The 13,054-nt window shown below is 62.7% G+C and carries 11 protein-coding genes; 3 read left to right on the top strand and 8 right to left on the bottom strand.

All coding sequences use genetic code 11. The features are described from left to right. Positions 1-55: 55 nt before the first annotated feature. From ACP691_RS19235 to ACP691_RS19220, 4 genes are all read right to left on the bottom strand, one after another. On the bottom strand, positions 56-427 hold the full coding sequence (locus tag ACP691_RS19235) for a histone-like nucleoid-structuring protein, MvaT/MvaU family (protein WP_040263546.1): 372 nt from the start codon (positions 425-427) through the stop codon (positions 56-58). A 117-nt stretch (positions 428-544) separates the two neighbouring features. Continuing rightward, positions 545-823 (bottom strand): hypothetical protein, encoded by a 279-nt coding sequence (locus ACP691_RS19230; protein ID WP_426153080.1) that lies wholly within the window; start codon positions 821-823, stop codon positions 545-547. A gap of 312 nt (positions 824-1,135) precedes the next feature. Beyond that, entirely contained in the window at positions 1,136-1,336 is a 201-nt protein-coding gene (locus ACP691_RS19225) for a hypothetical protein (RefSeq protein WP_426153082.1), read from the bottom strand. Between the two features lie 98 nt (positions 1,337-1,434). Next, complete coding sequence (locus ACP691_RS19220; protein ID WP_426153084.1) at positions 1,435-1,860, bottom strand: VOC family protein; 426 nt, start codon at positions 1,858-1,860, stop codon at positions 1,435-1,437. Between the two features lie 140 nt (positions 1,861-2,000). Here ACP691_RS19220 and ACP691_RS19215 point away from each other — a divergent pair, with 140 nt between their 5' ends. Together ACP691_RS19215 and ACP691_RS19210 are read left to right on the top strand one after the other, a co-directional pair. Continuing rightward, on the top strand, positions 2,001-2,957 hold the full coding sequence (locus ACP691_RS19215) for a LysR family transcriptional regulator (RefSeq protein ID WP_426153086.1): 957 nt from the start codon (positions 2,001-2,003) through the stop codon (positions 2,955-2,957). A gap of 106 nt (positions 2,958-3,063) precedes the next feature. Continuing rightward, positions 3,064-3,828: a ZIP family metal transporter gene (locus tag ACP691_RS19210; protein WP_426153088.1), complete on the top strand. Its 765-nt coding sequence runs from the start codon at positions 3,064-3,066 to the stop codon at positions 3,826-3,828. An 18-nt stretch (positions 3,829-3,846) separates the two neighbouring features. Here the strand turns inward: ACP691_RS19210 and ACP691_RS19205 are convergent, their stop codons facing one another. Continuing rightward, a complete protein-coding gene (locus tag ACP691_RS19205; protein ID WP_426153090.1) occupies positions 3,847-6,108 on the bottom strand; it encodes an MHYT domain-containing protein in 2,262 nt (753 codons plus the stop codon). A 363-nt stretch (positions 6,109-6,471) separates the two neighbouring features. Here ACP691_RS19205 and ACP691_RS19200 point away from each other — a divergent pair, with 363 nt between their 5' ends. Beyond that, entirely contained in the window at positions 6,472-6,789 is a 318-nt protein-coding gene (locus ACP691_RS19200) for a DMT family transporter (protein WP_426153092.1), read from the top strand. 70 nt (positions 6,790-6,859) lie between these two features. Here the strand turns inward: ACP691_RS19200 and atzF are convergent, their stop codons facing one another. The 3 genes from atzF to ACP691_RS19185 form a co-directional block, all read right to left on the bottom strand. Next, entirely contained in the window at positions 6,860-8,623 is a 1,764-nt protein-coding gene (gene atzF / locus ACP691_RS19195) for an allophanate hydrolase (protein WP_426153094.1), read from the bottom strand. Beyond that, entirely contained in the window at positions 8,620-12,228 is a 3,609-nt protein-coding gene (uca, locus tag ACP691_RS19190; protein ID WP_426153096.1) for an urea carboxylase, read from the bottom strand. The genes atzF and uca overlap by 4 nt, the downstream gene beginning before the upstream one ends. A 199-nt stretch (positions 12,229-12,427) precedes the next feature. Continuing rightward, positions 12,428-13,054: an urea amidolyase associated protein UAAP2 gene (locus tag ACP691_RS19185; RefSeq protein ID WP_426153098.1), complete on the bottom strand. Its 627-nt coding sequence runs from the start codon at positions 13,052-13,054 to the stop codon at positions 12,428-12,430.

Raw genomic sequence — 13,054 nt, 5'->3', positions numbered from 1 at the left:
CGACGCCCTGGTCTGAGCGAGGCTGCCGGCGACGGCTTCGCTCAGATGACCCGTATCATTGCAGCCAGGATTCAACAGTTTCGGCGCCGTATTGGGCCTTCCACTCTTTCAGCACTTTATGATTGCCGCCTTTGGTTTCCACCACTTCGCCGCTTTCAGGGTGCTTGTAGCGTTTGACCTGGCGTGCCCGGCGGGTCGCTTTTTCCGGCTCTGGGGCCGGCGCGCGAGTACGCCGGGAAGAACCCTGCGGATCGAGAATCTCGACGATATGCTTCAAACTAAAGCCATATTCGCCAAGCAGGTCGCGCAGTTTTTCTTCGAACTCGACCTCGCGCTTGAGGCCTTCATCGTTCTTCATGTTTTCAAGCTCTGCGAGCTGCGCGGCGAGCTGTTGTTCAAGGGCACGGAATTCTGCGAGGCGCGACATAAGATAATCCTTCGAGTTGGAGCCCACGAGTATAGGGAGTGCTGTGCATTTCTGATAGTAGAGCAATTGAAAGATACGAATGTCTCGTCGAAGAACTACAGCAGTCTCCATATCGACCTACTTCAATGCGTTGCGCTGAACATACGCGCGCACATTTCTTGCCGGCACATAGACTTGCGCCGAGCCCGCCGTCGAAGTTTGCAGGATTTCCACTGCCATGTCCTGCCTGGAGAGCCGACAGCCACGGATCAGTTGGTAGTCGCCCTGCTCGAGGCGCTCGATGGGTGCCGCGCTGTCACAAAGTAGCGACCCCTTGGGAAGTGTCCGGTCAGCACCGTGGGCGCTCTGGACACTCGCTACAAAAAGCCCCATGCACACCAACGTACCCTTTTTCATATGCGCTTCCTTAGCTTGCGAAAGCGCAATGAAAGACCAAAACCGAAATATTTTCCACTGCCAGGTTCGTCACATGAAAGTGGCAGCCCTTAAGGCTGTGAGCGAATGCTTAGGGGCTGCCGTAACCTGGTCGCCCCTGGGGCGTCTGCATCCCTGAGGCAGAGAAATGAACAATGAGTCCCGAAGCCATGCTTTTCAGCAGCGTGGTCGCGGATCTATCACCGTGCAGCGCGGCAAGGTAGGCCAGGGAACGCCAAGCCTGGGTCAGGAAGAGCTGATTCCCGCGATTGAAGATCTCCGTGATCTACGGCCTCAAGGCGTGCCAGGGTCCGCCAATGGCGCGCGTTCGTCCAGGAGTTCGGCGAGCGCGTCGGCCACGTCGCCATCCAGTTCAGCGATATCCTCTTCGGCGTCGTCCAGGTCATTCAATGGCGATTCGTCAGCGCGCCAGGGCCAAGGCATGTGAAGCGGCCGTGCCAGGCCGCTGTGGTCGGAAATACAGTGAGCGATCATGGTTGAAACTCCTCAGCGAAGATAGAAGCTCTTCCTTTAGTCCTCCGGAAAGGCCGAAGGTTACAGGCAGCGACGATCAGGCTGACCCTCCCGCTCCATTACTTGGCGAACAACTGGTGCATATCCTTGAAGGCTTTGAACTCAAGCGCATTGCCACAGGGATCGAACAGGAACATGGTTGCCTGTTCACCCACCTGGCCCTTGAAGCGGACATAGGGCTCGATCACGAAGGCCGTACCACGAGCCTGGAGCCGTTCTGCCAGTGCTTCCCACTCTGGCCAGCTCAATACGATGCCAAAGTGCGGCACCGGCACCTCGTGACCATCCACTGCATTGGTATGAGCCGCCTCTTGGCTCGCGGTTCTGGGGTGTTCGTGGATCACCAGCTGATGGCCGTAGAAATCGAAGTCGACCCAGTGCTCGCTGGAACGCCCTTCGGCCAGGCCGAACGTTTGGCCGTAGAAGGCGCGCGCCGCGGCCAGGTCGTAGACGGGGATCGCGAGGTGAAAGGGAGATAGGCTCATCCAGTAACTCCTTATCGGGCTGACAACGACGTACCGGCTTCAAGGTCTTGGCAGAAATCCGGCTATGCCGCACTTTAGCCGTTGGCCAATCAACAAGAAAAACAATATATTTTTGCGAGACCCACAAATTAATTCGATCAATGATCCGTGAATTGAGAACCCTGATCGCGGTAGCGCGTGAAGGTACGTTCGCAGCGGCCGCTCAAAAGATCGGCCTGACCCAGGCCGCCGTCAGTGCGCAGATCGCCCGCCTCGAAGCGGACATCGGCGTCCGCTTGTTCGACCGAACCGGGCGCACGGCTGTCTTGACCCCTACGGGTCATCGAACCCTCCTGCAAGCACAGGAAATGGTCACGCTGTACCAGAACCTGGGCTCCCCTGCCCCTGAACCCCAGCCGCCGAGGATGGTTACCCTGGGCGCGATCGCGTCGGCGCAACGAACGCTCCTCCCTGGCGCACTGGCTGGTTTCCATGGGCGATACCCGGACGTTCGTACCCGCGTTCTGCCGGGCCTGTCGATGACATTGCTGGATCAGTTGGATGCAGGTGACATCGACATGGCGGTCATCATTAATCCCGCCTTCTCGCTGCAGAGCGACCTGCGCTGGACGCCGATCGCGCGGGAGCCCTACCGTTTACTGGTGCCCAGGGATACACCAGATGCCCACTGGCGCGACCTGCTCGCTTCGCAGCCCTTCATCCGCTACGACCGAGCTTCGTTCGGAGGCCGGCAAGTGGACAGATTCCTGCGCAGCCTGCCAGTCGTGCCCCAGGAGCGCTGTGAACTGGACGAGCTTGAAGCCATCACCGAGCTAGTGGCCAAGGGTATCGGGGTAGCTCTGGTGCCGCAGACACTGGGGCATCAGGGCTGGCCGGAAAGCGTCCGGGCCATGGATCTGGGAAAGCACGGTTTCCATCGCGACATCGGCTTGGTTCACCGACCCGAGCGGACCCTGAGCGACCTTGCGCGGATATTGGCCGGGCTAATCGAATCATCAGCTTTGAAACTGGGCGAAAACCCACCCACGAAGGCCATCTTACCAGGTGAAACTCAGTCGCCCACCGACGGACTTAAGGGAATCGTCAAAGACTGTTGAGAGCTTGCCTGATCACTTCCGCCATAACGATGCCCGGATGAGGCCCAGGGATCGCTCGAGCATGGCAAGGGTCCGAAGGAAGGGGCCGGTCATTCAGGAGGCGGTTATGGCGAATCTACCGGTGTGGCTGCAGGCCGGGCTGTGGGGGCTGTTGGCGGGCGGTGCGCTCCTGATAGGGGCAGTCGTCGCGTATTTCATCAAGGTGCCGCGACGGCTGATCGCCGCAGTGATGGCTTTCGGCAGCGGTGTGCTGATTTCGGCGCTGTCCTTTGAACTGATGCAGGAGGCCTACGAAAAGGGCGGTTTCGATTCCACAGCGTTCGGGTTTCTCACCGGGGCAGCGGTCTATACCCTGGCGAACTGGGTACTCGCTAGCTACGGTGCCAGGCACCGAAAACGCTCAGGCGAGCGCCAGCCCTCGGAAGCGGACGACCAAGGCAGTGGCGCCGCCATTGCCATCGGCGCGCTCCTCGATGGCATTCCCGAGTCCATCGTCATCGGGCTGTCGATGCTTGAGGGCGGGGCCGTGAGCAAGGTCGCGGTCATTGCCATTTTCCTCTCCAATATCCCGGAAGGCCTGGCGAGCGCGGCGGGCATGAAACGAGCGGGACGCTCGGCGGCCTATATATTTGGCGTGTGGGGCAGCATTGCGCTGGCTTCGGGCATCGCGTCACTGGTCGGCTATACGCTGTTCCGCGACCTTTCACCGGATGTGGTTGCCGCCACCACTGCCATCGCGGCGGGCGCCATCCTTTCCATGCTCGTGGATACCATGATCCCGGAAGCGTTCGAGGAAACCCACAACTTCGCCGGGCTCATCACCGTGGCCGGTTTCCTGGCGGCATTCGTCCTGAGCAAGCTGGAAGGCTAGCCATGGTTAGGCTCATTCTTACCGCAAGGGCACTACCTTGGACTTCTCCGGTCCCATCACCGCTCCGATCGCCTCGCGCAGCGCTTGCTGACTGAAAGGCTTGGCTAGTACGTGGCGAGGTCTGTCGACCTCAGACAGTTCCGCGTAGCCAGTGGCCAGCAGGGCCGGCATCCATGGCCATTCCATGGCTGCAACCTGGATAAGCTGGGTGCCGGTCATTCCAGGCATCATCTGGTCCGTGATCATCAGATCAAAGCCCGTCGAGGCCCGTAGGGCGACGAGTGCAGCCTCTGGAGTGCTGGTCACTGTAACTTTATGGCCCAGGTCCTCGAGCAAGTCGCATGTGTTGGCAAGCACCAGAGGGTCATCGTCGACCAATAGGACCGAGAGCGCCCGTACACCTACATTTGCAGGGGGTTCGACCGTACTGGCTACTGTTTCGATTGACGGGGCGGTCTGACCAACCGGCAACCAGAGCTCGATACAGGTACCTTTACCCAACTCGCTGTGTATTTCGAAGCGGCCGCCAGACTGCTCGGCCAGACCATGGGCCATGGAAAGGCCTAGACCAGTACCCTTGCCGGGCCCCTTGGTGGTGAAGAACGGCTCGGTAGCCCGCCTCAGCGTTTCCGGGCTCATGCCCGTGCCGGTATCCCGGACGCTAAGCACGACGTACTCGCGTTCCGCCTCCTGGGGCGAGGGGCAAGCCAGACGCAGTTGCCCCTCGATGAAGATGGTCCCCCCAGCGTGCATGGCGTCCCGGGCATTCACGACCAGGTTCATCAACACCATTTCAAGCTGATTGACGTCCACATAGGCCGGCGGCAGGCTCAAGGCGAAGCGGCATTCGATCGCAATGCTGGGACCGGCTGAGCGCTGCAAGAGGTCACGCAGGCCGAGGACGGTTTCGGCAAGCCCCGCCGAGACGGGCTTGAGCTCCTGTTTCCGAGCGAACGCCAGCATGCGTTGGGTCAGGGCCGCGCCGCGCTGAGTGGCCATTAGCGCATTGTCGATCAGCTTTTCGGCACGGGGAATGTCGCTTGGCAAGCGGGCGCGCAGCAATTCCAGGCTACCGCTGATCACGTTGAGCAGATTATTGAAATCATGGGCAACGCCACCGGTGAGCTTGCCCACCGCTTCCATCTTCTGCGCCTGCCGAAGCGCAGCCTCGGCATTCTTCCGCTCGGTGATATTGATCAACCCGCCGATGATCAGCGGGCCTTGGGACGTTTCCTCCCAACGGACCGAAGCCAGGACGTCGATGAACTTGCCATCGCGGACCACCAACCGGTATTCGGAATTCAGGCATTCGCCAGTCTGAAGCAAGAACGGCCAATCCTGGCTCAACAATTGCCGGGCCGAGCTTTCGGTCATGAAACTGGTCAGCGGTCGGCCTATGACATCCTCCCGCCGATAACCCACCAGCCTTAACCAGGCGTCGCTCACCGACTCCAAGCGACCTTCGCTGTCCAGCGCATGCAGTGGCAATGGTGTCTTGCTGTAGAGGTGGCGCAGTCTGGCTTCACTCGACCGCAAGGCCTGGGCCTCCCGCTCACCCATCATCGCCATGCGCCTGTCGTGAAGGGAGGCGGCTAGCCCGAGAAAAAGAATGATGAACGTGGAACCTGCGACCGAGATGGCGAGGGTCAGCAGGTCCAGTTCGCTGCCTGGCGGTAACGAGACGGCGTCCTCCATGGGCGTGAAGTTGGCGCCTGCCATAGCGGTGTAATGCATGCCCGCCACCGCTACGCCCATGGCGAGTGCGGATATCGCCTGGAACGAGAGCCGCCTGGCCTGGGCGGACAGCCACAGCGCAACCGTCGAAGCGCTGATGGCAATGATGAAGGACAAGACTACCCAGCCCCAGGTATAAGACAACTGGGCATGCAAGGTCATTGCGGCCATGCCCATATAATGCATGGCGCCGATACCGAGCCCCATGAACACCCCGCCAGTTGCCAGCGTCCGCCGATTGAGCTTGCCGGCTGCTACCGCGAAGAAGCTGATGGCCGTGACCGCGATCGGCACCAGCAGTGACCCCAGCGTAAGCCCCAGGTCGTACTGGATTTCCATGCCCGGCATGCCAAACGCCAGCATGCCGACGAAATGCATCGACCATACGCTGCCGCCCATGCAAAAGGCGGCGGCGCAGAGCCAGATCCGCGACATCGAGCCGCTCGATGCCCGCGCGCGACCGGCCAGGTCCAGCGCGGTGAACGAACCGGCGATGGCGATCAGCACCGAAAGGCAAACCAGGGAAACGCTATAGGTCGTGTGCATAGGCATCATCTGCATCGTGTTTGGCCTGGCTCAGGGTGGGTCCGCGCGCCGATGGCGACTACACACCGGGGCGATCGCACAGGCGCCCGGACGCCCGAATGCTGACGAAGCACCCATGAAAGTATGTTACTCAATTGGAGCCTTGGTGGCTGCCGGTCGTTCACGCGGTGGAAGCCGTGCTGCCGCCAGGATCTTTCTCCACCGGTGATGCTGGGCTTGTACGTGAACCGCGCCGCCGAAGCTCGGCCGCTCGGGCCAGAGCTCGCTACCGGCCCTTTGGCTACCATGCGATACTAGCGCCGAGGACGACCTCACCCACGTCGGGCGATCATCCGGGACGGCCCGGTTCACGGAGAACCGAGCATGGCTTGGATTTACCTGATCCTGGCAGGCGCGCTGGAAGTGCTCTGGGCGTTTGCCATGAAAACCTCCGAGGGCTTCAGCAAACCCCTGCCCACCCTCGTGACCCTGGTGGCGATGACGGCAAGCTTCGGCCTGCTGAGCGTCTCCATGAAGACGCTGCCCCTGGGCACGGCCTATACACTCTGGACAGGCATTGGCGCAGTCGGCGCCTTCCTTGTAGGCATCTTCGTACTGGGAGAGCCGACCACGCCCATGCGCCTGGTCGCGGCGTCGCTGATCATCGGTGGCTTGGTGATGATGAAGCTGGCCTCGGGGTGAGCCCAATGACCAGGCCGGGCCAGGCTGAGCGACGCGTTCCCCGTGGGGCGGAAGACGCGCCGCCCAGCGTTCACCCCATGGACGCCAGCCAGGCCTTCCATCCCCTCCATTGGCTGATGTCCGTTGCGCCCTCAAGGCCGTCGGATTCGCAGATGAACCCCGTTTCCCAACGGCCGTCGCTCAGCTCCACCTTGCCCAGGCCCAGGGGCGCGGGTATCCCGGTCAGGAAGGAACCCAGTTCAGCGCTGGGCAACTGCCACACCTCCACGGCAATGGCCACTCCGCCGTCTCGTACACGTACCATGCCTGGACGCTTCACTGGCCCTCCCGCCAAGGCGTACAGACGGTACGCAGCGGCACTTTGGGTAGCCTCCAGCAGTACGCCGCCTCGCTGCCTGAGCTGCCAGTTCAAGGGCAGGCCATCGAGGTGAGCACCGCAGACCACCACCCGGGCTTTGTCGTTACGGGCCAGGGGAGCTGGGGCCGCCAACCCTTGATAGGCGTTGCCAAGGCTCAGCAGGTATTGGTCCGTAAAGGCCCTTGCGAAGAGCGTGATGCCCCAGGGCAGCCCGTTGGCCATCCGGGCACTGGGCAGCGCCACGGCGGCATAATCGAGCAGGTTCATGAAGTTAGTGTAGTGGCCCAGTTCGGCGTTGCGCAGTACAGGCTCCTCGGCCAGTTCGGCCAGGGTAACGGGCCGCCCGATGGTGGGGGTGAGTATGCAGTCCAGACCGTTCACGACACGATCACACTGAGCCTTGAGCGCCTGCAGTCGATACTGAGCGCGGAAGGTTTCCACCCCTGTCATTCCGGGCGCCTTGGCCAGCACCGCATGGATCACCGGCAATAGCGCCTGCGGCTGTGCCGCGGCCAGATCCCCGACCACGCTATAGCGCTCGGCCACCCAGGGTCCCTCGTACAGGAGCCTGGCCGCGTCCAGGAATGGAGACAGGTCGATGGTGACAGGCTCTCCACCCAGCGCCTGCAGCCGTTCCACGGCATCGCTGAACAAGGCCGGGCCTTCGGCGCATCCGAAGAATTCCAGGTCCTGCTGGCGAGGAATACCGAATCGGAAAGTGCCGACACGTCCGTAGGCGCTCCCATCGTTCCAGGCCGGGTTGCTTCGGCTGTAGTCATCCGTGGGGTCGGCTTCTGCCAGCAAGGCCAATAACCGACTGGCTTCGGCTGCCGTTTGGGTGAAGGTGGTTACACAGTCCAGCGTACGACAGGCCGGCACTACGCCCGCCGTGGAGATCAGGCCCTTGGTGGCCTTCAGGCCCACCAGGCCATTGAGCGCCGCCGGCACCCGGCCGGAACCGGCGGTATCGGTACCCAGGGCGAAACTGACCAGGCCAAGGGCTACCGCTACCGGCGAGCCAGCACTGGAGCCGCCCGAGGGATAATCGCGCAGTACGCTGTTCACGCATGCCCCATAGGGTGAGCGGGTGCCGTTAAGGCCCGTGGCGAACTGGTCCAGGTTGGTCTTGCCCAGCGGAACGGCGCCAAGGTCGATCAACTGCTGCACGACGGTGGCCGAGCGCTCAGGTGTATAGGCAAAGGCCGGACAGGCAGCGGTCGTAGGAATGCCAGCGAGATCGATATTGTCCTTGATCGCAAAGGGTACGCCGTATAACGGCAGGCTTTCGATGGACGAAGCTTCAAGCGCTTCCAGATACGGCTGCAACTGCGCCGTGGTCAACACATGGATGAACATGTTGTAGTCGGGGTTCATCGCTTCGGCTTGATCACGTAGCCCAAGGATCAGTTGCCGGGGCGTCACGTCGCCGCTCAGGTAGCGTTGGCGCAGCGAATCGAGTTGAAGAGACGGGTTCATGCTGCGACTCCATTGGTTGACGGCTCGATGACAACGACACGTTGGCCAGCCCGCACGGCGGCGCCGGGCTCGACTTTCACTTCGCGCACTACGCCAGCGCAGGGTGCTTGCAGCGGTATCTCCATTTTCATGGACTCAAGGACGACCAGGGTAGCCCCGGCCTCTACCTGGTCACCAGGCCTGACCTGGGCCTGCCACAGGTTCCCGGCGATAGGACTTTCCACACTGAGCAGGTGCACAGGCAATACCGCCTCCTCGGCCTGCTCAGTCATGACTTCGGGACTCTCGAAATGCGCCTGGCCGCTGTCTACCCAGCGCTGGCGCTCCGCCGCGAACGCGGCCCGTTGCCGCTGGCGGAACGCGCAGATGCTGTCGGCCTCCTCCGCCAGAAAAGCCTGGTAGTCGGCCAGCCGCAGCTGACTCTGCTCGATATGCAATTCGAAGCGGCCCAGGGGGAAATCCCGGCGTATGCGCTCAAGCTCCACGGCCGTCACGGGGTAGAAACGGATCTGGTCGAAGAACCGCAGTAACCAGGGCTTACCGCCAAAGGCCGGCACCTCGCGGTAGCGATTCCACATCTGCAGGGTGCGGCCCACGAACTGGTACCCGCCGGGCCCTTCCATGCCGTAAACGCACATGTAGGCGCCGCCGATGCCCACCGAATTCTCCGCCGTCCAGGTGCGCGCAGGGTTGTACTTGGTCGTGACCAGGCGGTGTCTCGGGTCCAGCGGCGTAGCTACGGGCGCGCCCAGGTAGACGTCACCCAGGCCCATGACCAGGTAGCTGGCGTCGAACACTGTACGCTGTACCTCATCCAGGTCGGGCAGATCGTTGATCCGACGGATGAACTCCAGGTTGCTGGGGCACCAGGGTGCGTCCCTGCGCACCGTGGTCATGTACTTTTCAATCGCCAATTGGCAGGCCGGGTCGTCCCAGGACAGTGGCAAGTGGACTATCCGCGAGGGCACCTCCAGGTCGGTCTGCGCGCAAACCACGTCCCACAGGCACGCGACTGTCTCAAGCAGTTGCCGCAGGGGCAAACGCTCCGGCTGGTAATGCACTTGGAGCGAGCGGATGCCTGGGGTCAGGTCAAACACTCCCGCCAGCCCCGCCTGCTCCAGCACCTGCATTAATGCATGTGCGCGAAAACGTAATACCAAGTCGAGTTCGGGGTCGCCGATCTCCAGAAGCAGATGCGTATCACCCGCCACCCGGGCGACCAGCCGGGTATCGCCGCTGCCCACGTCCATGACAATCGGGGAACCCAGTATCCCCGCTGGTTCTGGCGCTGCAGGGCTCACCTGTTCCTCGCTCTGCAGCGGCGCGGTGGCCAAGGCGCGGGCGGTAGGGATATCGGTGGGCACGAAGCGTACCTTGTCTCCAGCCTTGAGCTGGCCCAACTGCCAGAGATCCGCTTCGATCACCGTGACCAGGCAAACGAAGCCGCCCAGGCTCGGACCATCCGGCCCGAGGATCACCGGCATGTCACCGGTGAAATCCACGGCGCCGATGGCGTAGGGGTTGTCATGGATATTGGACGGGTGCAGGCCCGCCTCGCCACCGTCCTGGCGTACCCACTCCGGCTTGGGCCCGATCAGGCGGACCCCCGTGCGGCTGGAGTTGAAATGAACTTCCCATTCGGTGGCCAGGAAGGTCTCGACGTACTCGGGCGTGAAGTATTCCGGGGCGCCATGGGGCCCGTAGATCACCCGTAGTTCACGGATGGCGGCGAGCGGCTTCCGAGGGGGCAGCCTGGCGCCGACCGTCTCGTCAAGCAAGGGCGCCAGGTGCAGCACATCACCGGCTCGCAGCGCCCGCCCGCCGTGCCCACCGAACTGCCCGAGGGTAAAGGTGCTCTTGCTGCCCAGGTAGCGGGGCACTTGAATGCCGCCGCGTACACAGAGATAGGCTCGTGCGCCCGCGCCCGAGATGGCGCCGAGGCTCAGTACCGAGCCCGCCCGGACCAGCAGCGCGGTATCCATCTCGGCAGCGCGGCCATCGACAGTGACGGGCAGGGCCGCGCCTGTGACTGCCACTACCGCGTCGGTATTGAAACGCAGCGAGGGTCCGGCCATGGTGATTTCCAGCGCCGCCTCGCCTTCGCTGTTCCCTAGCAACAGATTGCCCAGGCGCAGTGCCCGACTGTCCATGGGCCCGGACGGCGGAACGCCGACGGCCCAGTAACCCTGGCGACCCGGAAAATCCTGTACGCTGGTCTGGGTACCGCCATTGAGCACTTCCACCGTAGCGGCCCGGTACACCAGTTGCTCAAGGCAGCGGGTCCAGGGTTGGCCCTGAGCGAAGGGCGCATCCTGCAGGACCTGCTTGAGGTAGGTCCGATTCGTTTCCACGCCATAGACCAGGGTGCTATCGAGCGCCTCTTGCAGTCGCGCGCAGGCCTGTCCACGGTTCTCGCCCCAGGCGATCAGCTTGGCGAGCATTGGGTCGAAATAGGGCGGGACCTCGCAGCCGGCCTCTATCCAGGTGTCCACCCGAAGCGTTTCGCCATCGGCCTCCGGGAACTGGACAGCGGTCAGCAATCCCGGGCTTGGCTGGAACTCCTTGCCTGGGTCCTCGGCGTAGAGCCTCGCCTGGACCGCATGCCCCCGTGGTTGCAAGCGGCTGGCCAGCGCCTCAAGAGGGGGCAACGCACCGGCAGCCAGCTCGACCATCCAGCGTACAAGGTCAATGCCCCATACCTGCTCGGTCACGCCGTGCTCCACCTGCAGTCGGGTGTTGACTTCCAGGAAATAGAAACGCTGCGCCTGGGCGTCGAACACGAACTCCACGGTCCCCGCGCTACGGTAGTCCACTGCCTTGGCCAGCCGCACCGCGGCTTCGCACAGGGCTTCGGCTATCCCTGGCGCGAGATTCGGCGCGGGCGTTTCTTCCACGACCTTCTGGTTGCGACGCTGTACCGAGCAATCCCGTACACCCAGGGCGATGACGCCCCCCTGCCCATCGCCGAAGACCTGTACCTCCAGATGTCTGGCGCGCTGGATGTACTTCTCGATGAACACGCCGCTGTCGCTGAAATTGTTCTGGCCAAGGCGGCGAACCGCCTCGAAGGCTTCCTCCAGTTCACTGGCCGAACTGCACACCCGCATGCCGATTCCGCCCCCGCCCGCTGTGCTTTTGAGCATGACCGGGTAACCCACATGGTCGGCGGCGACCAGCGCATCCTCAAGGGTGTCCAGTAAGTCCGTGCCTTCGAGCAGCGGTACGCCATGGGCCCGGGCCAGGGCGCGGGCGGTGTGTTTGAGGCCGAACAGCTTCAGCTGTTCCGGTGTCGGGCCAACGAAGGCGATACCCGCGTTTTCACAGGCCTCGGCGAAGGCCGCGTTTTCGGAAAGAAACCCGTACCCGGGATGGATAGCCGTGGCGCCGGCCTGGCGGGCGGCGGCAATGATCTTGTCCACCGCAAGGTAGGTGCTGGCCGCCGCGCCCTCCCCGAGGCTGATGGCCTGGTCGGCCTGGGTGACATGACCGCTGGCCACGTCGGCCTCGGCATAGACCGCGATGCCCTTGACCTTCATCTGGCCAAGGGTGCGCAGGATCCGGCAAGCGATGGCGCCGCGGTTGGCGATCAACAGTGATTCGAACATGAGTAGCCCCTGAACGGCCTGCGCCGTTCGGCTGGGTTGTGGGTCGTCCCACAGTGCTTACGAGGTCTTGGGGCCGTCCCCAGACTGAATCATGAATGCGGGCGGAAACGGTCGGGCGGCTCGCAGCGATACAGAAAACGGCCCGCCCGGACCTGGCAGCACAGGTACAGCCATTGCCGCAGCAGGCGCGCCCAACACCTCAGGCCCATATCGTCAACTCCGCCGGAGTCGGGTTATAGCCGTTGCAGGGGTTGTTCAGCTGGGGGCAGTTGGAGATCAGCACCCAGACGTCCATCTCGGCACGCAAGAGCACATACTTGCCAGGCGCGGAAATGCCGTCTTCGAACGTCAGGCCGCCCTCGGGCGTCACCGGAACGTTCATGAAGAAATTGATGTTGGGGCTGATGTCCCGCTTGCCCAGGCGGCCATCATGGGCGCAGGCGCGCAGATAGTTATCCCGGCAGCTGTGCATATGACGCTTGTCCAGCGCATAGCGAACGGTATTGCTCTCTTGAGAACAGGCGCCGCCGAGGGTGTCATGGCGTCCACAATTATCATCCACCAGGGTCAGCATCGGGCGGCCCAGGTTCGAATACAGCACGCTGCCCTTGCCCAGGTATACATTGCCCTGCCGGCGCAGGGTCCGCTGCACGTCATAGCGCTCGCGGGGGTTGGCGGCGCTGTAGAATAGCGTGTCGATGGCCTGGTTTCCTTCCAGGTCGAGAATGCGTAGCGTCTGCCCGGCTTTCACCTCAGTGAGCCAAGGCTCGCCTGCCGGCACGGTTGCACGGTAAAGGGCCGTTTCAGGTTGCAGTGGCGCGTTCAT

The organism is Pseudomonas sp. DC3200b2, from assembly GCF_049895785.1.
GTDB classification, from domain to species: domain Bacteria; phylum Pseudomonadota; class Gammaproteobacteria; order Pseudomonadales; family Pseudomonadaceae; genus Aquipseudomonas; species Aquipseudomonas massiliensis.
Note: the sequence above shows the minus strand (reverse complement) of the source record. Positions and strands in the feature narration are given on the sequence as shown.